The 23,295-nt window shown below is 74.0% G+C and carries 19 protein-coding genes; 9 read left to right on the top strand and 10 right to left on the bottom strand.

Going from position 1 to position 23,295, the window contains the following annotated elements; all coding sequences use genetic code 11:
- Positions 1-46: 46 nt before the first annotated feature.
- A complete protein-coding gene (locus tag DSZ44_RS03300; protein ID WP_110851123.1) occupies positions 47-1,504 on the bottom strand; it encodes an NAD-dependent succinate-semialdehyde dehydrogenase in 1,458 nt (485 codons plus the stop codon).
- A 75-nt stretch (positions 1,505-1,579) separates the two neighbouring features.
- On the opposite strand from DSZ44_RS03300, the gene DSZ44_RS03295 reads away from it, so the two are divergent.
- Positions 1,580-2,821: an aspartate aminotransferase family protein gene (locus tag DSZ44_RS03295; RefSeq protein ID WP_110851122.1), complete on the top strand. Its 1,242-nt coding sequence runs from the start codon at positions 1,580-1,582 to the stop codon at positions 2,819-2,821.
- Between the two features lie 5 nt (positions 2,822-2,826).
- Positions 2,827-3,321, top strand: coding sequence for a DUF3830 family protein (locus DSZ44_RS03290; RefSeq protein WP_110851336.1), 495 nt, complete (start codon positions 2,827-2,829; stop codon positions 3,319-3,321).
- Between the two features lie 4 nt (positions 3,322-3,325).
- On the opposite strand, the gene DSZ44_RS03285 is transcribed toward DSZ44_RS03290, so the two are convergent.
- Together DSZ44_RS03285 and DSZ44_RS03280 are read right to left on the bottom strand one after the other, a co-directional pair.
- Complete coding sequence (locus tag DSZ44_RS03285) at positions 3,326-4,693, bottom strand: amidase (RefSeq protein WP_110851121.1); 1,368 nt, start codon at positions 4,691-4,693, stop codon at positions 3,326-3,328.
- Positions 4,690-5,616, bottom strand: a complete 927-nt coding sequence (locus DSZ44_RS03280; RefSeq protein WP_110851335.1) for a D-2-hydroxyacid dehydrogenase — start codon at positions 5,614-5,616, stop codon at positions 4,690-4,692. Before DSZ44_RS03280 ends, DSZ44_RS03285 begins: the two co-directional genes overlap by 4 nt.
- A gap of 130 nt (positions 5,617-5,746) precedes the next feature.
- Here DSZ44_RS03280 and DSZ44_RS03275 point away from each other — a divergent pair, with 130 nt between their 5' ends.
- The 3 genes from DSZ44_RS03275 to DSZ44_RS03265 are packed head-to-tail and all read left to right on the top strand — an operon-like array spanning position 5,747 to position 7,936.
- The gene (locus tag DSZ44_RS03275; RefSeq protein ID WP_110851120.1) at positions 5,747-6,544 is read left to right on the top strand and encodes a maleate cis-trans isomerase family protein; all 798 of its coding nucleotides are present in this window, start codon (positions 5,747-5,749) and stop codon (positions 6,542-6,544) included.
- Positions 6,541-7,275, top strand: a complete 735-nt coding sequence (locus tag DSZ44_RS03270; protein ID WP_110851119.1) for a maleate cis-trans isomerase family protein — start codon at positions 6,541-6,543, stop codon at positions 7,273-7,275. The genes DSZ44_RS03275 and DSZ44_RS03270 overlap by 4 nt, the downstream gene beginning before the upstream one ends.
- Positions 7,262-7,936: a GntR family transcriptional regulator gene (locus DSZ44_RS03265; protein WP_110851118.1), complete on the top strand. Its 675-nt coding sequence runs from the start codon at positions 7,262-7,264 to the stop codon at positions 7,934-7,936. The genes DSZ44_RS03270 and DSZ44_RS03265 overlap by 14 nt, the downstream gene beginning before the upstream one ends.
- Positions 7,937-7,953: 17 nt before the next feature.
- Here the strand turns inward: DSZ44_RS03265 and DSZ44_RS03260 are convergent, their stop codons facing one another.
- Positions 7,954-9,198 (bottom strand): Glu/Leu/Phe/Val dehydrogenase dimerization domain-containing protein, encoded by a 1,245-nt coding sequence (locus DSZ44_RS03260; protein WP_258369183.1) that lies wholly within the window; start codon positions 9,196-9,198, stop codon positions 7,954-7,956.
- Positions 9,199-9,398: 200 nt separating this feature from the next.
- Here DSZ44_RS03260 and DSZ44_RS03255 point away from each other — a divergent pair, with 200 nt between their 5' ends.
- The gene (locus DSZ44_RS03255; protein WP_110851117.1) at positions 9,399-10,364 is read left to right on the top strand and encodes a LysR family transcriptional regulator; all 966 of its coding nucleotides are present in this window, start codon (positions 9,399-9,401) and stop codon (positions 10,362-10,364) included.
- Between the two features lie 62 nt (positions 10,365-10,426).
- Here DSZ44_RS03255 and DSZ44_RS03250 read toward each other — a convergent pair whose 3' ends face one another.
- The 5 genes from DSZ44_RS03250 to DSZ44_RS03230 all read right to left on the bottom strand — a co-directional run bounded on the left by DSZ44_RS03250 (position 10,427) and on the right by DSZ44_RS03230 (position 16,237).
- Positions 10,427-11,887, bottom strand: a complete 1,461-nt coding sequence (locus tag DSZ44_RS03250; RefSeq protein ID WP_110851116.1) for a sensor histidine kinase — start codon at positions 11,885-11,887, stop codon at positions 10,427-10,429.
- Entirely contained in the window at positions 11,884-12,651 is a 768-nt protein-coding gene (locus tag DSZ44_RS03245; RefSeq protein ID WP_110851115.1) for a response regulator transcription factor, read from the bottom strand. The genes DSZ44_RS03250 and DSZ44_RS03245 overlap by 4 nt, the downstream gene beginning before the upstream one ends.
- Before the next feature lie 134 nt (positions 12,652-12,785).
- On the bottom strand, positions 12,786-14,759 hold the full coding sequence (locus DSZ44_RS03240) for a carbohydrate-binding domain-containing protein (protein WP_110851114.1): 1,974 nt from the start codon (positions 14,757-14,759) through the stop codon (positions 12,786-12,788).
- Between the two features lie 18 nt (positions 14,760-14,777).
- Positions 14,778-15,560 carry a polyphosphate polymerase domain-containing protein gene (locus DSZ44_RS03235; RefSeq protein ID WP_110851113.1) on the bottom strand — a complete coding sequence of 261 codons (783 nt, stop codon included), beginning with the start codon at positions 15,558-15,560 and terminating at the stop codon, positions 14,778-14,780.
- Positions 15,557-16,237 carry a DUF4956 domain-containing protein gene (locus DSZ44_RS03230; RefSeq protein ID WP_220035066.1) on the bottom strand — a complete coding sequence of 227 codons (681 nt, stop codon included), beginning with the start codon at positions 16,235-16,237 and terminating at the stop codon, positions 15,557-15,559. The genes DSZ44_RS03235 and DSZ44_RS03230 overlap by 4 nt, the downstream gene beginning before the upstream one ends.
- Before the next feature lie 290 nt (positions 16,238-16,527).
- Here DSZ44_RS03230 and DSZ44_RS03225 point away from each other — a divergent pair, with 290 nt between their 5' ends.
- The 3 genes from DSZ44_RS03225 to DSZ44_RS03215 are packed head-to-tail and all read left to right on the top strand — an operon-like array spanning position 16,528 to position 20,462.
- A complete protein-coding gene (locus DSZ44_RS03225) occupies positions 16,528-18,537 on the top strand; it encodes a serine hydrolase domain-containing protein (RefSeq protein ID WP_110851111.1) in 2,010 nt (669 codons plus the stop codon).
- 27 nt (positions 18,538-18,564) lie between these two features.
- Positions 18,565-19,815 (top strand): sensor histidine kinase, encoded by a 1,251-nt coding sequence (locus DSZ44_RS03220; RefSeq protein ID WP_110851110.1) that lies wholly within the window; start codon positions 18,565-18,567, stop codon positions 19,813-19,815.
- Complete coding sequence (locus DSZ44_RS03215) at positions 19,812-20,462, top strand: response regulator (protein ID WP_110851109.1); 651 nt, start codon at positions 19,812-19,814, stop codon at positions 20,460-20,462. The genes DSZ44_RS03220 and DSZ44_RS03215 overlap by 4 nt, the downstream gene beginning before the upstream one ends.
- Before the next feature lie 37 nt (positions 20,463-20,499).
- Here the strand turns inward: DSZ44_RS03215 and DSZ44_RS03210 are convergent, their stop codons facing one another.
- Positions 20,500-23,250: a LuxR family transcriptional regulator gene (locus DSZ44_RS03210; RefSeq protein ID WP_110851108.1), complete on the bottom strand. Its 2,751-nt coding sequence runs from the start codon at positions 23,248-23,250 to the stop codon at positions 20,500-20,502.
- Positions 23,251-23,295: the final 45 nt, after the last annotated feature.

Raw genomic sequence — 23,295 nt, 5'->3', positions numbered from 1 at the left:
GGGCAGCACGGCCCCCCGGCCCCGAGGCGGTTGCTGTGCCGCACCGTCAGGACGGCAGGGCGATACCGACGTACTTCGTCTCGAGGAACTCCTCGATCCCGGTGGAGCCGCCCTCCCGTCCCAGGCCGGACTCCTTGATCCCTCCGAAGGGCGCCGCGGGGTTCGACACGACCCCCTGGTTCAGCCCCACCATCCCCGCCTCGAGCGCCTCGCTCACCCGGAGCGCGCGGTTCAGGTCACGCGTGAACACGTAGGAGACCAGCCCGTACGGGGTGTCGTTCGCCAGGGCCACCGCCTCCTCCTCGGTGTCGAACGGGGTGATGGCCGCGACGGGTCCGAAGATCTCCGTGCCGGCGAGCTCGGCATCGCGCGGGACGTCGGTGAGCACGGTCGCCGGGTAGTAGTACCCGGGCCGCTCAACCGGCTCCCCGCCGAGGCGTGCGGTCGCACCGCGGTCGACGGCGTCGCGCACGAGTCCGTGCACCTTCTCGACGGCCGCCCGGTTGATCAACGGGCCGACGACGACGCCCTCCTCCACCCCGCGTCCGAGCGGCAGCTCCCCCATCCGGCGCGTCAGGCGGTCGGCGAACTCCTCGGCGACGTCCCGGTGGACGAGGATCCGGTTCGCCGCGGTGCACGCCTGCCCGATGTTGCGCATCTTCGCCTGCATGGCGCCGTCGACGGCCACCTCGAGGTCGGCGTCGGCGAAGACGAGGAAGGGCGCGTTCCCGCCGAGCTCCATCGAGGTGCGCATGACCGTCCTCGCGGCGAGCCCGAGCAGGTGCTTGCCCACCGGCGTGGACCCGGTGAAGGAGAGCTTGCGGGACCGCGGGTCGAGGATGAGCGGCGTCATGACCTCGTCCGAGCGGCTGGTCGTCACGACGTTGACGACGCCGTCGGGCAGGCCCGCCTGGACGAGGATGTCCGCCAGGGCGAGGGTCGAGAGCGGCGTCTGGGCGGCCGGCTTGATGACGGACGTGCACCCGGCCGCGATGGCCGGCCCGATCTTGCGCGTCCCCATCGCCATCGGGAAGTTCCACGGCGTGATGAGGACGCTCGGCCCCACGGGCTGGCGCATGACGAGGAAGCGCGCACCGCCGGCCGGCGCCGGCATGTACCCGCCGTCGATCCGGACCGCCTCCTCGGCGAACCAGCGGAAGAACTCCGCCGCGTAGGCGACCTCGCCGCGCGCCTCGGCCAGTGGCTTGCCCATCTCCAGCGTCATGACGAGCGCGAGGCGCTCCCGCTGCTCGAGGATGAGGTCGTAGGCCCGGGTGAGGATCTCGCTGCGCTCCCGTGGCGCCGTCGCGGCCCACGACGCCTGAGCCGCGGCCGCTGCGTCGAGCGCGGCCATCGCCTCCTGCGGGTCGGCGTCCGCCACCTCGCAGAGCACCTCGCCCGTCGACGGGTCCTCCACAGGCATGGTCCGCCGCGCCTGCGTCCACCGACCACCGATGAAGAGGTCCGTCGGCACGGTCGCGATCGCGTCCGTCTCCTGGCTCATGTGCGCCTCCCTTGCCGTCCGTGACATCGTAGAAGTATTGTCGACAATCCAACAACCCATCTCCCGGAGGTTGCGATGACGACGTTGTCCCCCCGTCTCCTGCAGGCCACCCCGGTCGTCGTCGACCACGCCCGGGGCAGCTACGTCCACGGTACCGACGGGCGTCGCTACCTCGACTTCACCGCGGGCATCGGCGTCGTGAGCACCGGCCACTGCCACCCTCGCGTCGTCGCGGCGGCGCAGGAGCAGGTGGCCTCGCTCATCCACGGCCAGTACACGACCGTCATGCACCGCCCGCTCCTCGAGCTGACCGAACGCCTCGCCGGCGTCCTGCCCCCGGCCCTGGACTCCGTCTTCTTCGCGAACTCCGGCAGCGAGGCGGTCGAGGCCGCGCTGCGGCTGGTGCGCCAGGCGACGGGACGGCCGAACGTCGTCGTCTTCCACGGTGGCTTCCACGGACGGACGGTCGCGGCCGCGTCGATGACGACGTCGGGGACGCGTTTCTCCGCCGGGTTCAGCCCCCTCATGGCCGGCGTCCACGTCGCCCCGTTCCCCACCGCCTACCGGTACGGCTGCACGGAGGACGAGGCCACCGCCTTCGCGCTGCGCGAGCTCGACTACCTCTTCGCCACGATGACGTCGCCCCAGGAGACGGCGGCGTTCATTGTCGAGCCCGTCCTCGGCGAGGGCGGGTACATCCCCGGGACCGCGGAGTTCTTCGCCGGCCTGCGCGAGCGCGCCGACCGCTACGGGATCCTCCTCGTCATGGACGAGATCCAGACCGGGTTCGGGCGCACCGGCCGGTGGTTCGGCCACCAGCACTTCGGCGTCGAGCCCGACGTCGTGACGATCGCCAAGGGGATCGCCTCCGGGTTCCCGCTGTCCGGGATCGCGGCCTCCCACGAGCTGATGAGCCGCGCCTGGCCAGGCTCGCAGGGAGGCACGTACGGCGGCAACGCCGTGGCCTGCGCGGCGGCGCTCGCCACCCTCGACGTCATCGAGGAGGAGGGGCTGGTGGCGAACGCCGCCGATCGCGGGCGGCAGCTCCTCGACGGTGCACGGCGCCTCGCCACCGACGCCGTCGGGGACGTGCGGGGGCTGGGGCTCATGGTCGGCAGCGAGTTCACCGGTCAGGACGGTGAGCCGGACACCGCCCGCGCCCAGGCCGCCCAGCAGGAGGCCGCACGGCGCGGCCTGCTCATGCTCACCTGCGGCGCCCACATGAACGTCGTGCGGATGATCCCCCCGCTCGTCGTCACCGAGGAGGAGATCGACGAGGGGCTGGCGATCTGGTCCGACGTCCTCACCGCGGTGTGACGGCCATGGCCCGCTACGTCTCCATCACCCTCGAGTCGCGCGGCGTCTCCTGCCGCGCCCGGCTGCTCGACGAGGAGGCGCCGCTGACGAGCGAGGCGGTGTGGCGGGCGCTGCCGCTCTCCGGGGACGCCTTCCACGCGAAGTACGCGCGCAACGAGGTCTACACGCTCCTCCCCCGCATCACCGCCGCCCCCCACCGCGAGAACCCGACGGTCACCCCGATCCCCGGGGACGTGTGCCTCTTCGACTTCGAGCCCTGGGAGATCGGCAACCCGGCCTACGGGTACGAGCCGGGCTCGGTCGCCCACGCCGAGCAGGGCGCCACCGACCTCGCGATCTTCTACGGACGCAACAACCTCCTCCTCAACGGGGACGTCGGCTGGGTTCCCGGCAGCGTCTTCGGGGCGATCGAGGACGGGCTCGCCCAGATGGCCGAGGCCTGCACCGACCTGTGGCGACACGGCTTCGCCGGCGAGCGGCTGTCCTTCGCCCGCGCGTGACCGCTCAGCCGAGCGCCCACTCGACGAAGCGGGCGACGGCGAGCACGAGGTCGTCGGAGTGGCGCGGCCCGACGACCTGCAGCCCCACCGGCAGCCCCGCGGCGGTCCACCCCACCGGGATGCTGATCGCCGGCTGCTGGGTGAGGTTGAAGGGGTAGGTGAACGGCGTCCACTGCGCCCAGCTCCGCAGCCCGCTGCCCGGCGGCACGTCGTGCCCCGCCTCGAACGCGACGATCGGCACCGTCGGGGTGAGCAGGACGTTGTGCCGCTCGTGGAACGTGCCCATGCGGATGCCGACCTGCGCCGCGACCGCCCGCGCCTCGAGGTAGTCCACCGCGCTGAGCCGCTCGCCCCGGTCCCACACCTCCCCGAGGCCCGGGTCCACGGTCTCCCGGGCGCCGGGCATCGTCCGCAGGAGTGTCGCGGCGCCGCTCGCCCACAGCACCTCGAACGCCTCGAGCGGGTCGGTGAACCCCGGGTCGGCCGCCGTGACCTCGAGCCCGGCGGCAGCGACCTTCGCGACGGCGTCGTCGACGACGGCGGCGACCTCGGGGTCGACGTCGACGTAGCCGAGGTCCCGGGAGTAGGCGACGTGCATCCCGGTGACCTCCCGGTTGAACTCGCCCCTGAAGGTGAGCGACGGCGGGGCCAGCTGGGTGGGGTCGCGGGGGTCGGGCAGCGAGAGGATGTCCATGAGGAGGGCCGCGTCCTCGACCGTGCGGGTCATCGGCCCCGCGTGCGCGAGCGGGCCGAAGGGGCTGGCCGGGAACATCGGCACGCGGCCGTGGGTCGGCTTGAAGCCGACGATGCCGCAGAAGGAGGCGGGGATGCGGATGCTGCCACCGCCGTCGGTGCCGACGGCGCACGGCCCCATGCCGGCCGCGACCGCCGCCGCCGCTCCCCCGGAGGACCCGCCGGCGGTGAGCGTCGGGTCCGCGGGGTTGCGGGTGATCCCGGTCAGGGGGCTGTCCGTCACGGCCTTCCAGGCGATCTCCGGCGTCGTCGTCTTGCCGACGAAGACCATGCCGTCGGCGCGCAGACGCGCCGCGACGGGCGAGTCGACGTCCCACGGCTGGTGCGGGTCGACCGACCGGGAACCGCGGAGCGTCGGCCAGCCCTCGGTGAGGAAGATGTCCTTGATCGACACCGGCACGCCGTCGAGCAGGCCGGCGGGGTAGCCCCCGCGCCAGCGCTCCTCCGAGGCGGTGGCCTGCGCCAGCGCGCCGTCCCTGTCGACGAGGCAGAACGCGCCGAGCGTCCCGTCCTCCTCCTCGATCCGGTCGAGCACGGCAGTCGTCGCCTCCACCGGGGAGAGTGCGCCGCTGGCGTAGGCGGCGACGAGTTCGACGGCGGTCATCTCGACGGGGTTCATGGTCGGCTCCCGGTGCTCGGCACGTATCCCAGGGACTTGTCGACGACGTTGCGCAGCGGCCGGCCCTCGACCCACCGCAGGACGTTGTCGGCGAACAGCTCGGTGAGGGCGCTGCGCCACCCGTGGACGTCCCCGGAGCTGTGCGGGGTGAGGACGACGTTGGGCAGGTCCCACAGGGCGTGGCCGGCCGGGAGCGGCTCGGGGTCGACGACGTCGAGCGCCGCCCCGGCGATAGTCCCGTCCCGCAGCGCCGTGACGAGGTCCGCGGTCCGGACGAGCTCGCCCCGGCCGACGTTGACGAAGCGGGCGTGCGGCGCCATCGCCGCGAACGCGGCGGCGTCGAACATCCCCCGGGTGGCCTCGGTGAGCGGCGCGGCGGCCACCACCCAGTCCGCGCGGCCCAGCTCCGCGGTGAGGCCGGCGGCGTCGGTGACCGTGGTGAAGTCCGGGTCGTCGAGGCGGAGGTGGCGCCCTCCGCCGTGCACCTCCATGCCCGCGGCGCGGAGGAGGCGCGCGATCGCCCGCCCGATCGGGCCCGTCCCGACGACGAGCGCCCGGGTACCGGCCACCCGCTCGGACTCCCGGTGCTCCCAGCGGTGCTCCCGCTGGAGCCGGAGCGACCCGGGCAGGTCCTTGGCGAGGGCGAGGACCTGGGCGAGGACGTACTCGGCGATGGGTCCCTCGAAGATGCCGCGGGAGTTTGTGACGACGACGTCGCTCTCCCGGACCTCCGGGGACATCACCGTGTCGACGCCGGCGGCGGCGACGTGGATCCACTGCAGCGAGCCGGCGGCGTGCCAGGCCGCGGGCACGGCGGTGGAGAGGAAGTCGTAGGCGAACAGCACGTCGGCGCCGCGCAGCGCGTCGGCGAGTCCGGCCTCCTCCGTCGGCCGCAGCTCGGCGTGAGCGGTGACCGGTTCCATGGCCGTGGCGGGCGGCAGGCGTCCGTCGTGGAGCACGACGACGACGGGCTGCGCTGGCACGTTGACAACGTACGAGCGTGGTCCCTAGATTGTCAACAATCTGGCAATCCGGCCGGTTGGGGAGGTGCCCGTGGAGCTGACCGGCGTCGAGCTCGAGGGACCTCTCGCCCAGCGCGGCATCGGGATCATCGCCCCCTTCGACCTCGCGCTGGAGCGCGAGCTGTGGCGCTGGGCGCCCCTCGACGTCAGCTTCCACCTCGCCCGCACGCCCTACGAGCCGGTCCCGGTGAGCCTGGAGATGGCCGAGCTCGTCTCCGAGCGCCGCCACCTCCAGGCGGCGACGCGTGGGGTCCTCGGCGTGGACCCCGAGGTCGTCGCCTACCTGTGCGCCTCCGGCAGCTTCGTCCACGGCCTCCCGTACGAGGCCGAGCTGCGGGCCGCGATCCTCGAGGCCGGCGCGCCCGCGGCGGTGACGACGTCCGGCGCCCTCGCCGAGGCCGTCCGCGAGCTCGGCCTGTCCCGGATGTCGGTGATCACCCCCTACGACGCCCCGCTCACCGAGCGGCTGGTCGACTTCCTCGGCGAGCTCGGCGTGAAGGTCCTGCGCTCGCACTACCTCGGCCTCGGCGGTGGGATCTGGAGGGTCAACTACCGCACGGTGGCCGAGCTCATCCTCGCGGCCGACGACCCGCGCTCGGAGGCGGTCTTCGTCTCGTGCACGAACCTGCCGACCTACGACATCATCGACCCGCTCGAGAAGCGGCTCGGCAAACCGGTGCTCACCGCCAACCAGCTCACCGTGTGGGCCTGCCTCGGTCGTCTGGGTCTGCCGATGGTCGGGCCGGGGCGGTGGCTGCGGGGCGTGTTCGACGAGGGCACGAACGAGCCGCGCTCCCTCGCGTCGCAGGACGAGGAGCCCGCGCTATGAGGCCGCCGACGACGGTCGGCATCATCTACCCCGGCCACGCGGCCGAGGACGAGTACGCCGCGGCAGCCGGACCGCTCGGTGTCCGGCTGCCTGTGGCGCACGTCTACGGCACCGACCTGCACGCCGTCCCCGAGCTCCTCGACCTCGGCGCCCCGCAGCGGCTCGCCGGCGGGGCGGCCGCACTCGCCGCGCACCGCCCGCAGTCGGTCATGTGGGCCTGCACCTCGGGCAGCTTCGTCTTCGGGCACGACGGCGCTCGGCAGCAGGTCACCGAGCTCGCCCGGGTCACCGGGGTGCCGACGTCGAGCACGAGCATCGCCTTCGTCGCGGCCCTCGCCGCCCTGGGCGTCACCCGCGTCGCCGTCGCCGCCAGCTATCCCGACGACGTCGCCGCGTGCTTCGTCGAGTACCTCGCATCCGCGGGGGTCGAGGTCGTGGCGACAGGCAGCGCCGGGATCCTCTCGGCGGCGGAGGTCGGGCTGCTCCGGCCGGCCGAGGTCCGCGACCTGGCCACCGCTCACGACCATCCCGACGCCGCGGCACTGCTCGTCCCGGACACCGCGATGCGGACGCTGTCCGTCCTCCCGGAGCTGGAGGCGCAGCTGGGCAAGCCGGTGCTCACGGCCAACCAGGTGACGATATGGCAGGGTCTTCGGCTGGCGGGAGCGACGCCGTCGCGCCCGGACCTCGGAACACTCTTCACGCGAAGGCAGGACCATGCCCCTCAGTGATCTGCGCCCGCCCCGGCGGCAGTCGACCGTCGAGTACCTCGCCGAGCAGCTGCGTACCGCGGTGATGACGGGCCAGCTCCCGCCGGGCACCCAGCTCGGCGAGGCCGACCTCGCCGAGCGTTTCGAGGTCTCCCGCGGGCCACTGCGGGAGGCCATGCAACGTCTCGTGTCCGAGGGGATCCTCTACGCCGTCGTCAACCGCGGCGTCTTCGTCTGCGAGCTCACCCTCGAGGACGTCGCCGACGTCTACCGCACCCGCTCGGTCATCGAGCGCGGCGCGCTGGAGATCGTCCTCGAGGAGCGCCGGGAGGAGACCTACCGCGCGCTGGAGGGGAGCGTCGGGGTCATGAGCGACGCCGCCTCACGAGGGGACGCCACCGCGGTCAGCGACGCGGACCAGGAGTTCCACGAGGTGCTCGTCGAGTCCTCCGGGAGCCCGCGACTCATCCGGGCGATGCGCACGCTGCTCGTCGAGACCCGGATGTGCCTCGGTGAGCTCGAGACCACCTACCCCGACCTCGGCGCGCAGGTGCGGGAGCACGAGGAGCTGCGCGAGGCGATCCGGAGCGAGCCCCCCGCCCGCGCCGAGGGCCTGCTGCTCGCCCACCTGGACGACGCCGTCGAGCGGCTGGTCGCCAAGCGCTCCGAGCCGACGGACTGACGGGCCGCCGGTCCCCGTCAGGGGATGGTGACCGCCGTGCGGGCCAGTGACCGTCGGTTGGCATCGGCGAGCTCCTGGGCCGCCTGCCGGGGCGGGACCCGGTCGTCGCGCCAAGCGGCGACCAGCACCGCCACCTTGGGGCGCATCTCCTCGCGCAGGCGGTCGAAGGACTGCGCCGGGTCGGTGCCCACCTGACCCTGGAGCAGCCACCACGCCCACGCCGCGGCGCCCGCGTTCGCCACGACGTCCGGCACGACCGGGACACCGCGCGCCGTGAGGGCCGCCTCGGCCTCCGGCGTCGTCGCCGAGTTCGCGGCCTCGACGAGGACCCTGGCCCGGATGCCGGCGACGTTGTCGGTGCGGACGGCGTAGGAGATGGCGGCGGGCACGAGGATGTCGACCGCGAGCTCGAGCACGTAGTCGCGCGGCAGCCTCTCGACGTCGTCGGGCACCCGGCTCCGGTCGATCTCCCCGTACTCGTCACGGAGCTCGAGCAGGGACGGGATGTCCAGGCCCGTGCGGCAGTAGAGGGTCCCGGCGGCGTCCGCGACCGCGACGACGCGCACCCCGGCCTGGTGGAGGTACCACGCCGCCCCGCCCCCCATGGTGCCGATGCCCTGGATGGCGACCGTCGTCCGCGCGGGGTGCCTCCCGAGCGCGGAGACGACACCGAGGCACGCCTGGGCGACCCCGTAGCCGCCGATGACGTCGGCGACGAGCAGCCCGTCCTCCGTCCGCGCCGCGAGTCCGGCCTGCACCCGGCGCAACGTCCGGTCCGGGCGGGGTGACCGCTCGATGGCCGCGTGGAACGACTGGCCGATCCCGAGCCGGCGGAACACCTCGTCGATCACGTGCTGGGGCACGCCGAGGTCCTCGGCCGTGACCCAGTGCCGGTCGAGCCACGGCCGCATCGCGCCGCAGAACCGTTCCAGCACGCCGATCGCCCGTGGGTCCTTGGGGTCGAAGTCGATGCCGCCCTTCGCGCCGCCGACGGGCAGACCGAACACCGCCGTCTTCGTCGACATCCCGCGCGCAAGGTCCGCCACCTCGGTGACGGTGCACCCGGCCCGCATCCGGGTGCCGCCCGTCGCCAGGCCGCCGACGAGGGTGTCGACGACGAGGAACCCCCGGGCACCGGTGACCGGGTCGGTCCAGCCGAGCACGTGCTCCGGCTCCCGGACGGGAGGCCGCCGCGCGGCGGCCGCCGTCTGCAGGGCCGGTGTCCGCTCGGCCTGCCGCAGCCCACCCTCGGTCATCGTCATCCAGACCACCTCCACCCTCGTCGCTCCGTGACCTCAGCGTGCGGGCTCTCTCAGGGCGGCGTCCATCGACAGTTCCTGCACGTCGAGGCGCACCGATCCTGCACGGTCGTCGGGGCGTCGGGACGCCGAGCGTCCCGGGCGGTCCGGCGTCTCCGGCCAGATCCGCGGTGTGCACGGCCCCGGCCACCTAGGCTGACCGGATGGAGCTGTCGTTGCGCCGACTCCGCATGCTGCGGGAGCTTCATCGCCGCGGCACGGTGACGGCTGCGGCCACCGCCCTCCACTACAGCCCCTCCGGTGTCTCCCAGCAGCTCGCCCAGCTCGAGCGGGAGGTCGGGGTCAAGCTCGTCGAGCGGCACGGGCGCCGTGTCCAGCTCACCGAGCTGGGTCTTCTTCTCTCCGAGCACGCCGAGGACATCCTCGGCTCCGTCGAGCGGGCGACCGCGGCCCTCGAGCGGGCGCAGGAAGGCGTCACGGCGCGGCTCGACGCCGGGGTGTGGGCCTCGGTGGCCTCCGGTCTGCTCCCGACCGCGCTGTCGGCACTCGCCGTCGACCACCCCGGGATCGAGGTCCGGACCGTCGAGCTCGCCCCGGAGGAGACCGCCGAGGCGGTGCGCGACGGCGCCCTCGACCTCTCCTTCGTCATCGACTACTCCGACCACACCATGCCGTGGGACGCGGACCTGGCCCGGGTCGTCATCGCCGTCGAACGCCTCCACGTCGCCGCGCCCTCCGGCACGGTGCCGGAGGGGACGACGTCGCTCACCGCGCTCGCGGAGTCGCCGTGGATCCTGCCCGGCCCGCGGTCACACTTCGGCCGGGCCGTGCGCATCGCGTGCCAGCGCCACGGCTTCGCTCCGCGGGTCAGCCACAAGGTCGAGGAGCAGTCCACGGCCCTGGCGATGGTCGCCGGCGGTCTCGGGGTGACGCTCGTGTCCGACCTCGGCCTCACCTGGTTGCCTGCCGGCGTCGACATCGTGGCCCTGGACGAGCCGGTCATGCGCACCGTGTCGATCGCCTACCGCACGACCTCACCGCTGCGACGCTCCGTGGAGCTGGTCATCGACGCGGTGCGGACGGCGGCCGCCGAGAAGGGTGTGGCCGCGAGCTCCCCGCTCCCCGGACCGCCGGGGACCGACACCTCGCAGGACGGGCGCGAGGCCTGACCACCGTCCTGGCACGCCGCCCCACCCGCGAGCACGGTCTGACGCCACCGCGCGAGTGCGGTTCAGCCCGCTGCCGGGAGGGTGACCGTGAAGGCCGTGGCGCCCGCATCTCCGTCGACGTCGATCCGGCCGTCGTGCGCGCGGACGACGGCGTCGACGATCGAGAGGCCAAGCCCGCTCGAGCCGCTGCCAGGGCTGCGGGCGGCGTCACCACGCGCGAAGCGGCGGAACAGGCGCGGGACGAGGTCGTCGGGGATGCCGGGCCCGTCGTCGAGCACGCGGAGCACGACGACGGCGCCCTCGCGTCGGACCGTCGTCGTCACCGTCGTCCCGTGCGGGGTGTGCACCCGCGCATTCGCGAGCAGGTTCGCGAACACCTGCCGCAACCGGTCCTCGTCCCCGACCACGGTCACCGGGTGGTCGGTCTCGGGGTCGGGGAGGTCGAGCTCCCAGGTGTGGTCCGGCGCGGCGACGTGCGCGTCGGCGACCGCGTCGACGGCGAGCAGGGCGAGGTCGACCTCGACCCGCTCGAGCGGGCGGCCGGCGTCGAGCCGGGCCAGCAGCAGGAGGTCCTCGACGAGCGCCGTCATCCGCTGCGACTCGGACTCGACCCTGGCCAGCGCCTGCCTCGCCTCGTCCGGCAGTCCGCCGGGTAGGCGCCGGAGCAGCTCGGCGTACCCGCGGATCGAGGCGAGCGGTGTGCGCAGCTCGTGGCTGGCGTCGGCGACGAACTGGCGCACGTGCGTCTCACTCTCGTGCCGCGCCTGCAGCGCCCTCTCGACGTGTCCGAGGAGCTGGTTGAGGGCTGCACCCACCTGGCCCACCTCGGTGGCCGGGTCGGTGTACTGGGCAGGGACCCGCTCGCCCAGCGCGACCTGGCCCTCGTGCAACGGCAGTCCGGCCACCCGCGTGGCGGTTGCGGCGACGTCGTCGAGCGGCCGCAGCTGGCGGCGCACGAGCAGCCCGCCCGCCAGTGCCGCGAGGACGATACCGGCCAGCGCGATGCCGGCCTCTGCGCCGACGTAGTCACGAACCGTGGCATCGACCTCGTCGGTGGACACGCCGGTGACGACAGTCCCGTCGGGGGCACTGACGGCGACGACCCGGTACGAGCCGAGACCGTCCAGCTCGACCGTCGTGGGCCCCTCCTCCGCGGTGACGGCGAGCAGCGCCTCCTCCTGGTCGTCTGTGAGTGGACGCAACGCCCCGTCGTCGTCGATGTAGCCCGACCGGGTCCCGTCCTCGCCGACGGAGACGTTGACGGTCCCGGTCGGCTGCCCGGGGACCTCCAGGCCAGGCGGGGCCGAGGCCGGGTCGGGCGGGGTGGGCGGTGGGGTCCCCGCAGGGCCCTCGTGCTGGGCGCCGACGGCACGCTGGCTGGAGGCCAGCGCCCGCTCGTCGAGCTGGTCCATGAGCGAGCCGCGAAGGGCGAGGGTGGACAGGACGCCCGTCGCAAGGGCCACGGCGGCGACCAGTCCGACGAGCACCGCGATCAACCGACGGCGCAGCGTGCAGCGGCTCACTCGACGGCACCCGCGCCGGGCACGTCGGCCGCGGGCTTGAGGAGGTAGCCGACGCCGCGCACCGTGTGGATCATCGGGTCTCGTCCGGCGTCGATCTTGCGCCGCAGGTAGGAGACGTAGAGCTCGACGATGTTCGCGCGGCCGCCGAAGTCGTACTGCCAGACGCGGTCGAGGATCTGCGCCTTGGACAGCACGCGCCGCGGGTTGCGCATGAGGTAGCGCAGCAGGTCGAACTCCGTGGCCGTGAGCGCGACCGGCTCGCCGCCGCGCGACACCTCGTGGCTGTCCTCGTCCATCCGCAGGTCCCCGACGACGATGACGTTGTCCTCGCTCGCCGCGGTGGCACCGGCGCGCCGCAGCAGCGCCCGCAGCCGAGCGACGACCTCCTCGAGACTGAAGGGCTTGGTCACGTAGTCGTCACCGCCGGCCGTGAGCCCGGCAACCCTGTCCTCGACGGCGTCCTTCGCGGTGAGGAAGAGGACGGGCACCCTCGGGTGGAACGCACGGATGCGGCGCAGGACCTCGAGCCCGGACAGGTCCGGGAGCATGACGTCGAGGACGACGACGTCGGGTGTCTCGCGCTTGGCGAGGCGGACGGCAGCGTGGCCGGTCGCCGCGGTGTCGACGTGCCAGCCCTCGTAACGCAGCACGGTGGCGAGCAGATCGCCCAGCGCGGGTTCGTCGTCGACGACGAGCGCTCGGATCGGGGAGCCGTCCGCGCGGGTGAACGCGTCGCGCCCCGCGGAGGCTGCGGAGGTGGTCATGGCGCCATCATCGCGCGGGACCGTTGGTCCCACCTGAGGACTGGCTGTGGTGTTCCTGTGAGGCACCGCGTGCGCCGTGTGGTGCGCTGCTGCCCCGGACCTGACGTGCAGGGCCGGGGCAGCGGGACACGTGTTCAGGTTGTCGTCGGCGTCTCGGCGTCGTCCTCAGTCGTCTCCGTCGCGCCGTCTCCACGACCCGGCAAGGTCCCGGGCGCCCCGAATCCACCGGCCGGGGGCTCGGGCCGCTCGCCGACGTCACCGCCGAACTCGCCACCGGCGCCCGGCGCGCCCGCTGGTCCACCGGCGCCGGGTGCGCTCCCCATGCCACCCGCGGCGTACTCGCCACCTGTCACGGTGGCCACGGTGCTCGCCCCGGTGAGGTCGCCGTCGTCGTACAGCCCGGCGGTGGCGGTGCCGGCCACGGTGCCACCGACGGAGATCTCGTAGGTCTCACCCGCGACGATCTCACCGCTGGACAGGACGACCGAGGAGAACGCCTTGGCCGACTCGAAGGAAGCCACCACCTCGCCGTCGGCCGTCGCGACCGCGACCACCGTCCCCGCGGGCTGGGTGTCGAAGGTCGCGAGGATCGAAGCCTGCGGCGAGTCCGTGCCGGGGGCCGTCGCCATGCCGGAGCTGCCGGCCGCGAACAGCACGCCGCCGTCGATGGTGAAGGTGCCCTGGACGTCGAGCGCGCCGTTGCCGTTCATGGTGGGGCCGGAGACGACGACCGTCCCGCCGCTCATGTCGACCGTGCCGTTGGAGTCGAGGCCGTCCCCGCCGGCGTCGATGGCGACGGTTCCGCCAGTCACGGTGACGGAGTACTCCCCCGCCGCCTCCTCGCCCGGGCCCGCGGGCATGCCGTCGGCCTCCGCGTCGCCCCCGGCCGCGTTGATGCCGTCGTCGGAGGCGACGAGGGAGACGTCGCCGCCCGAGATCGTGATGGTCGAGGCCTCCAGGCCCTCGTAGGACCCGGTAATTGCGAGCGTGCCGTCCGTGACCGCGAGCGACTGCTCGGCGTGGACGCCGTCGTCACCGCTCGCGAGCGTGAGCGCGCCTCCGGTGACGGTGACGGCGGCGTCGGAGTGGAGAGCGTCGTCGGCGGCGTCCACGGTGGTGCTGCCGCCCCCGACGACGACGGTGACGTTCGCCTTCAGCCCCTTCGCGGACGCGTCGTCCGCCAGCGTCTGGCCGGTGCCACCGCCCGTGGTGACGTCGAGCGTGCCGCCACCGACGATGACGTCGGAGGCTGCGTCCAGGCCGTCCGCACCGGCGTCGACGGAGACGGTGCCGTCGAGGACGGCGACGTACCCGGCCGTGGTGTCCTCCTCGTCGTCGGACTTCAGCCCGTCGCCCCCGCTGGTGACGGTGACGTCACCGCCCGAGACGACGAGGTAGTCCTTCCCGCGGATCCCGTCGTCCACGGCGTCCACGGTGAGGGTGCCGGAGTCGATGACGAGGCCGTCGTTGGCGGCGATGCCGTCGTTCGTGCTGCCGGTGACGGCCAGGGAGCCGGCGCCGGTGATCGTGAGGTCGACGCGGGAGAAGAGGGCGCCGTCGGGTTCATCGGCGTCTTCCGCGACGGTGCGGGCGGTGTCGGCGAGGGAGTTGACCGAGCCCTCGGCGAGGACGACGACGGCCTGCTCGGCGTCCTCGACGGCGATCGTTGCGGACGTCGAGCTCGTGATGTCGGCGCCGTCGAGGACGAGGCGGACCACGCCGTCGGCGGTGGAGCTGACGACCACCTGCCCGTCGGAAAGTGTGCCAGTGAAGCGGTAGGTGCCGGGCTGGGTGATGGTCACGGTGTCCCCGTCGACGGTGGCGCCGTCACCGGAGACGGTGGACGCGCCGTCGGCGAGGCCGATGGTGACCTCGGTGGCCGTGTCCCACTCGCTCTCGGTCTCGTGAGCCGGGATGTTGGCCGCGAGCGCCTCCTCGACGGAGACGGGGGCGGCGGTGCTCGCGGTCGTCGTGGTCCCGGTGGCGTCTGAGGTGACGACCTGTTCGGTGGCGTCCGTGGCGGAGCCGGCGCCGGACGAGGAGCAGCCGGCAAGAACGAGGCCGCCGAGGAGGAGCAGGGAGGCGAGCGGTCGGGTGATGGTGCGCATGGTGGTGTCTCTCTCGGGTCAGTGGGGGCGGTGGGCGTCGTCGAGACGGCGGACCGTCCGGTGCCACCGGTTGGCGGGGAGGTCGGGGTGGAGCAGGGCGAGGCCCGTGGCGAACTTGGAGACCGCCGTCGGACGGTGCCCGTGTGCCCACAGGAGCCGGTCGACCGCGGACGCGGTGGACGCCGTCTTCGTCTCGACGACGGCGATGTCGGGGGCGTCGCGGTGGTGACCGTCCGCGTCTGTCCACGCCAGATTCGTGTCGATGGTGGCGCGGGCGTCGTCGTCGGGGAGGTGGAGCGTGGCCCGGCGGTAGCGGGTCAGGAGCACGGGCGCGAGGGACGGGACCGGTGCCGGGTCGACGCCCGCGTCGCGCAGTGTGTCGGCGACGAAGTAGCGCTCGGCACTGGTGAGCCGGGACGCTGCTCCGCTCCCGCGCTGGCGACGGACCTTGACGCTCGTGCCGCGGGGACCGCGGGTCTTGACCTCCAGCCAGCTCTCACCGGTGTCGAGGTAGGTGCGCGTGCGGACCTTGTACCGCCTGCGCCTGCGGCGGGCGGTGAGCGCGAAGGAGTTTAGTTCCGGGGTGTCGAGGTACTCCGACTCGTACCCGAAGGTGCGCCGCCCGTCGATCTCGAGCGCGGCGACGGCGACTGGGAGGTCTGCCAGCAGGGTGGCAACGTCGTCGAGGGGCAGGAGGTACTTGCGATCCACCCGGGTGAGGCGGGCTGCCCGCGAGTTGAGGTCGTCGAGGCCGACGGCGGTGAGCCGGTCGAGCGGCAGCGCGAGGTCGATGGTGCTCATCGGGTCACCGGTGCCGTGGCGGCGAGGGCTGCCGTGCGAAGGCTCGCAGCAGGACGCGAGGCGAGGGCGGTCGACGCGTGCGACTCACGGGCCGGTGCCGCGAGGTCGTCGTCGACAGACCTGCGCCGTCGAGACGAGGGGACGCTGTACCGGACGTCGACGAGGGTGGTGTCGTTGACGAGGTCGAGGCGCTGGACGCTGGCCGAGTGCACCCGCCCGCCGACAAGGTCGGCGAGGTGGGCGGCGAGCTCGTCCTCGCGGTTGATCGCGCGGTCGAGCAGCACCGTCTGGGAGCGGAGGCGCGGCAGCAGACGCGGGTGGTCGCCGACGTACATGACCGCGACGACGAGGCCCATGAAGGCGATGCTGACGGCGGGAGTGGTGACGGTGAGCCCGCCGAGCAGCCCGAGGGCGAGGGCGGAGAAGTAGTAGGCGACCTCGCGCTGGGACAGCTCGCTCGAGCGCAGGCGGATGATCGACAGCACGCCGAACAGTCCGAGGCCGAGGCCGGCTCCGACCGTGCTCGAGGACAGGGCCGCGGCGACGGCGAGGACGCCGACGTTGACGCCGAGGTAGGCGACGGCGAGGTCACGTCGACGGTGCCGGGGCAGGTAGAGGGCGAAGGTCAGCAGGACGACGGCGACGACGTCGGCGAGGACGAGCAGCAGGTTCGGCACGGGGGCTCCTGGGTGCGCTGGGAACTGGACAGCTCCCATTCCGCCACCGCCGGCTTCGCCGGTGCTTTGACGATCCTGTGAGCCGCGTGTGAGCTCAGCGGCCGGACTGTCGCCGCGGGCGCCGCTCACCTCGAGCGGCCCTGAGGAGGAGGCGCCCTTCCCCCAAAGGTCGGCACCGCGTGCCCCACTGCGGCCGAAGCGTCCGCGCAGCGCCACCGGCCAGCCTGGGAACAAGTCGCGAGCCTGACGCCCCGGAGCCGCCGGGGCGCTCGCGGCAGTAGGAGGACACCATGCCCACGCAGACCCGTCACGGCACCGCCCAGCGGATCGCACTCGCGCTCGCGGGCGTCGCCGCCACCCTCGCGGCGTGCGGCACCGCCCCCGAGGCCACGCCCCCGTCTCCCGAGCAGCCGGGGGCGTCCGCCGCCCCGCTCGAGCGCTCCGACGTCGACGCCTGGCTCGACCAGACGCTCCCTGCCGCCCTCGAGGAGGGCAACATCGCCGGCGCGACCGTCGCCGTCGTGCACGACGGCGAGATCGTCACCTCCCGCGGGTTCGGAGAGGCGGACGTCGACGCCGGGATGCCCGTCGACCCGGACCGCACGCTCTTCCGGGTCGGCTCGGTCTCCAAGCTCTTCACGGCGACGGCGGTCATGCAGCTCGTCGAGAGCGGCGAGGTGGACCTGGACACCGACGTCGAGCAGTACACCGGCCTGGACCTCGGCCTGCAGCACCCCGTCACGCTGCGGCACCTGCTCACCCACACGCCCGGCTTCGAGGAGCGCATCACCGGCCTCATCGGTACGGACACGACACCGGACCTCCGCGACTCTCTCGTCACCGACCCGCCGGAGCAGGTCTTCGAGCCGGGCACCACCCCGGCGTACTCGAACTACGGCAACGCCCTCGCCGGGTACGTCGTCGAGGCGGTGAGCGGCATGCCCTTCGAGGAGTACGTTGCCGCGCACGTGCTGGAGCCCGCGGGCATGACGTCGTCGTCCTTCGCGCAGCCGCTGCCGGACCACCTCGCCGCGGACGTCGCGCTCGGCTACCCGACGGCCGAGGAGGACCCGCTGCCCTTCGAGGTCGTCGGTCAGCCCCCGGCGGGCGCGCTGAGCGGCACGGCGACCGACATGGCGCGCTTCATGCTCGCGCACCTGGGCCACCCCGCGGGCGACCAGGAGATCCTCTCCCCCGCCACCCGCGCCCTCATGATGGAGCCGGCGCTGGACGCCGACGCGCTCGGCATCCTCGCCCAGGGACCGCGCATGGGCCTGGGCTGGTTCGACGAGTCCCGCCACGGCCACCGCGTGGTGGGCCACGGCGGTGACACCACCGCGTTCCACTCCCACCTGCAGCTGTGGCCCGACGACGGCACCGGCCTGTACCTCTCGCTCAGCAGCACCGGCACCGACGGCGCCGCGTACCTGCTGCGGGACGAGCTGCTCGACGCCTTCGCCGACCGGTACTACCCCGGCCCCGGCGCCACCGAGAGCACCGTCCCCGCCGACGTCCGCGAGGAGCACGCGCAGGCGCTGGCCGGCGCGTACGAGTCGACCCGTGGCTTCCACTCCACCTTCCTCACCGCCACCGGTCCCCTCCAGCCCACCCGCGCGGTGGTCGTGGACGGCGATCGCGTCCGGTTCACCCCGGGGCCGGGGCAGCTGGGGGCGGCGGAGTACACGGAGATCGAGCCGTGGGTCTACCAGCAGGTCGGCGGGCACCGTGTCCTCACGGTCCGGGCCGACGACGCCGGGCAGGTCGAGATGATCGGGCACGACTCCGCGATGTCGATGGTCCCGGTCGGGGCCGCGCGCTCCGCCAGCATCCCCGCGCTCGCCGGTGGCGCGGCGGTGCTCCTGCTCACCGCCCTGGCGTGGCCGGTCGGTGCGGCCATGCGACGCGTCCGTGCCCGTCGCCGCACCGCCGCCGTCGGCAACGACGGGGCAGCGCCCGGACCGCGGGAGGCCGCGGGCGCACCGGCTCCCGTCCGGCTGCCCCGCCGGCTGACGCGCTTGGCGGCCGTCGTCACCGTCGTCGCGCTGGCCGGGTGGGCGTACGTCCTCATCGCCGTGATGAACCTCCAGCCGGTGCCGGAGCTCCTCGTCCGGGCCGTGCAGGTGACCACCGCGGTCGGGGTGCTCGGTCTGCTCGCCGCGGGGTGGCGGGTGGTCGCCGAGGTGCGGGCGCGCACCGGGTGGGTCCGGATCGGTACCGCGAGCGTGCTGCTCCTCGCCTTCGCCGCGACGTCGATGGCGGTGAACCAGCTGCTGCTGCTCTCCCCCGACATCACGTACTGACCGGTGGGCGTGGGAGGCTTGGCGACCATGGACACCACCCCGGTCACGAGCGCCGGGACGTGGTGGGACGCGCGGCTCTCGCGGCTCAGGCTCCACGGCCCCCTCGCACGGGACACGGCGCTCGCCGCCGTCGTGGCGGTGGTCATGGTTCTCATCGCCGCCGCGACGATCGAGCTCGTTCCCGCCGACGCGGCGCCCCCCTCGTCCACCGCTCCGTGGCTCCTCGTGCTCGTCGTCGTCCAGTCCCTGGCGCTGGCGGTGCGGCGCGTGGCGCTCGTCGCCTGTGTCGTGGCGGTCGTCGCGACACAGGTCGCCCTCGTCGCTCTCGCCCCGGACCTGTCCGTGCGGACGATCACGGCGGCCGTCGTCGCCGTGACGGCGGGGACGCACCTCCCGCTGGGCCGGGCGCTGCGGCTGGTGGGTGGCGCCGTCGTCGTCGAGACGGTAGGCGCCACCCTGGTGTCCGCGGTGCGCGGGGCCGGCACGGACGTGCTCCTGCAGAACGCCGTGTCCCCGGTGCTGCTGTGGGGCGCGTCCCTGCTGTTCGGCCTGTACCTGGCCGCGCGCCAGGAGCGCCTGTGGCTCCTCGAGGAGCGGGCCACCCGGCTCGAGCAGGAGCGCGACGCGCGGGTGCAGGCCGCCGTCGGCGAGGAGCGGGCGCGCCTCGCCCGCGAGCTGCACGACGTCGCGGCCCACCACCTCTCGGGCATGGTCGTCCAGGCCGCCGCGGTGGAGCGGCTCGTCGACCGCGACCCTGAGGCGGCGCGTGCCGGTGCGGTGTGGCTGCGCGACCAGGGTCGGGAGACGCTCGACAACCTCCGGCAGGTGGTCGGGCTGCTGCGTGACGACGACGGCGACCCGCTGAGCCCCGTTCCCGGTGTGGGCGCGCTGGGCGACCTCGTCCGGGCCGCGCGGGAGCTCGGTGGCGACGTCCGGCTCGAGGAGGAGGGGTCGCCGTCACCGCTCCCCCCGCTCGCCGACGTGTCGGTCTACCGGGTGGCGCAGCAGTCGGTGACGAACGCGAGGCAGCACGCCCCGGGCGCGCCCGTCCGGGTGCGGGTGGTTCACCAGCCGACGGGTGTCGTGCTCGAGGTCGACAACGGTCCCGCCGCGCAGGGAGCCGCCCACCCGACGGGACAGCACGGCGGCACCGGGCTGGCCGTCATGCGCGAGCGCGCGGCGCTGGTGGGCGGCGTCCTCGAGGCGGGCCCGACCGAGAACGGCGGGTGGCGCGTGCGGCTGCACGTCCCCGTCACCGAGACTGAGGGAGAGCGATGATCCGGGTGGCGCTGGTGGACGACCAGCTCGTGGTGCGCGCCGGGTTCCGGGTGCTGCTGGAGGACGCCGGGGACATCGAGATCGTCGGTGAGGCATCCAGCGGACCGGAGGCGGTGACGATGGTGCGCCGCACGGGTCCCGACGTCGTCTGCATGGACGTGCGCATGCCCGGCGGGGACGGGCTCGCCGCGACCCGGCAGATCGTCGCCGAGCGCACGGGTGACCTGCCCGCCGTCCTCGTCATCACCACCTTCGACCTCGACGAGTACGTCTTCGGCGCCCTCGAGGCCGGCGCGGGCGGCTTCGTCCTCAAGGACTCCGACCCCGAGGAGATCGCCGACGCGATCCGCCGCCTCGCACGAGGAGAGGGCACGATCGACCAGGCGGTCACCCGCCGGGTCATCACCGAGTTCGCCCGCCGCCGCCCGGCCCCGGACCCCGACGAGGCCGCCGGCGTGCTCACCCCACGGGAGCGCGACATCGTCCGGCTGCTCGCGGAGGGGATGTCGAACGTCGAGATCGCCGCGGCGCTGTACGTCGAGCCGTCCACCGTGAAGTCGCACCTCGGGCGTGCGATGACGAAGCTCGGCACGCGAGACCGGCTGCAGACTGCCGTCTGGGCGTACCGGACCGGGGTTGCCGGCTGAGGAACGAGGTCGCGCAGGTGCTGCCGGCCCCCGGTGACTACGGGAGCGGCCGCCGGTCGACTGACGGCATGACCTGGCCGAGCTGCGCGCGCGACGTCACCCCGAGCTTGGGGAACAGGTGGTACAGGTGCGACCCGACCGTGCGAGGCGAGAGGTAGAGGCGCGCTCCGATCTCCCGGTTCGTCAGCCCCTGGGCAGCCAGCGCGGCGATGAGCTGCTCCTGCGCCGTGAGGAGTGGTGCGCCGGTCGAGGCGTCGTGGCCGTCGGCCTCGCCCGCAGCGCGCAGCTCACGCCGCGCCGCGGCGGCCCATGCCAGTGCCCCCAGGGTGTCGAAGCTGTCTCGCGCAGCCCGCAGGTGTGGCCGGGACTCGGTCACCCGCCGCTCGCGGCGCAGCAGGCGCCCGAGGGAGAGCCGCACGCGGGCACGGAGGAACGGCCAGCCGGCCAGCGCGTCGACCGCTGCCCGGTGCAGTGACTCGGCAGCCTCCGGCGCGGCCAGGACCGCGCGGGAGTACACGAGGGACGCGGTCAGCAGCGGTGAGTCCGCGCCACCGCCCGCAAACCGGGCGACGACCGCACGGGCGTCGGCGACGGCACCGACACGGGCCGCGGCGTCCACGTACACGGGCAGGGTGCCGTGCTGGATGCTCGTCACCGACTCCGCGAGCGGCCTGGTGTCGGTGCTCGTGAAGCGCTCCTGGATGACGTCCCAGGCCTCCTGGTCCCGACCGAGGACGAGCAGCGCCGTCGTGCGGGCGAATGCCGACATCTCGCGGAGCGTGGCCGAGGGCGTGGCGGAGAGGGCGCCGTCGACCCGCGTGCACCGGTCCAGCGCGGCGCCGGGGTCGGCACGAACCGCGTCGAGTGCCGAGCTCATCACCTCGGCGGCGACGCGCGCACGCCCTCGCTCCAGCCCGCTCTGGCGGGCGTCGCGGGCCGCTGTGGCCGCCTCCTCCCACCTCCCGAGGTGCCAGCAGGTCCATGCGAGCGTGGCGTTCGCCGTCGTGAGCATGCCCAGACGACCCTGCTGCCGCAGCCCTTCGACGGATCTGAGGAGAAGGGCCGTTGCTGCCTCGGCGTCCCCGACCACCGCCGCCGCCCGTCCGACGAGAGCGAGCGTCTCGGCGTCGTCGACGGTGTGGACGCCGAGGGCGGCGATCCCCGCCCGCACCCTCCTCGCCTGCGAGACGGGGGCCGACAGCGCGAGGGCGGTGAGGACGCGCGGGTCGGGCGCCGCGACCAGGCCCTCGACGGCGCCGCAGAACAGGTCACGGCACCGCGGCTCGATCCCACGCCAGTAGGCGATCTCAGCAGCCGGTGCGAGGGCGTCGAGCGCGGTGTCCTGCCGGCCTGCCGCGTGGAGCCGGGCGAGGGCGGTGACGAGCTCACGCATACGCGTGTAGTCGCCGATCACCTCCGGGGGGCGGTAGCGACGCCACTCGGCCCGCGCGCGGTCCACCTCAGTCAGTGGCAGCTCGTGGGCCTCGGCCAGGAGACGGTCCACCGCCTCCTCGTGCCCGAGGTCGGCGGCGTGGTCGGCCGCGGTGACGAGCCGACCACCACGGGTGGCTGGGTCTGGGGTGAGCGCGGCCGATCGCTCGAGCATCTCGACGGACTCCCTGACGGCGCCGCGGCGGCGCACCCGGTCGGCGCAGCGTTCGAGCGCGGCAGCCACCTCCTCGTCGGGCTCCGTCGCGGCACACGCGCGGTGCCAGACGGCGCGGTCCGGGTCCGTCGCCGACCGCGCGAGGGCGGCATGACCGCCCCGGCGCCGGCTCTCCCCCGCCGTGCGCGCGACCGCGGAGCGGATGAGCGGGTGGCGGAAGTGGACGCCGGGCACGCGCACGTCGAGGAGGTCGGCGGCTTCTGCGGGCTCCAGGTCCGCTGCCGCGGCCGCGGCGTGGCCGAGGTGGCGCGCCGCGGTGATCAGCTCGGTGACCGTGCCCGTCCCCGATGCGCCCCGAGTCCGCTGGGTGAGGGACGCGAGCAGGAGCAGGTCCTGCCCGACGGCGGGGAGCGCAGCCACCCGGTCGGCGAAGACGGTCTCGAGCCGGTCAGTGAGGGGCAGGGGGTCGGTGACGACCGTGCCACCGGGGATGCGTCGCCAGGCGCGGGCGAGCTCGACGAGCGCCAGCGGGTTCCCCTCCGCCTCGCGGAGCAGCCGGTCGCGCAGGGCCGGAGGGAGGTCGGGCGCATGCGCCCGGACGAGCGACAGGGCCCCCGGTCCATCGAGCGGCTCCAGCGCGACCGTCCGGAAGAGCACGTCGGTGAGGGCGCTCTCCGGCGGCACCCGGCTCGTGCACACGAGGAGCACGGGGTCGCCGCGAATGCGGCGGGCGACGAACGCGAGCACGCGCACGGTGGACGGGTCGAGCCAGTGGACGTCGTCGACCGCCAGCAGGAGGGGCCTCGTCGCAGCGGCGGCGCGAAGCAGTCCGAGCGTGGCGAGGGCGACGGCGACGGGATCCGGTGCGTCGGCCGCGGCGTCCAGAGCGCCGACCGAGCGGCGCAGGAGCGTGAACCGGTGGTCGCCGTCGGGCACGTCCCCGAGCAGCGGCTGGAGCAGCTGGTGCAGACCGGCGTACGGGACGTGTGCCTCCGAGGCCGCGCCCGCGCACTCGAGCGTCGTCATGCCGGTGTCGTGCGCGAGCTCCTGCGCACACCTGAGGAGTGCGGTCTTCCCGATGCCCGGTGGACCGTGCAGGAACACACCGACCCTCTGCGCCGCGCCGCCCACCTCGGTGCGCAGGAGGTCCAGCTCGGCCGTACGGCCGACCAGGTCGCGCATGGCGGCGATTGTCCTCGTCGTGTGTGGGGCCGTCCAGACCCGCTG

The organism is Georgenia satyanarayanai, from assembly GCF_900116375.1.
Lineage (GTDB): Bacteria > Actinomycetota > Actinomycetes > Actinomycetales > Actinomycetaceae > Oceanitalea > Oceanitalea nanhaiensis.
The sequence above is the reverse complement of the archived record's forward strand: the minus strand, read 5'-3'. Positions and strand labels throughout refer to the sequence as shown.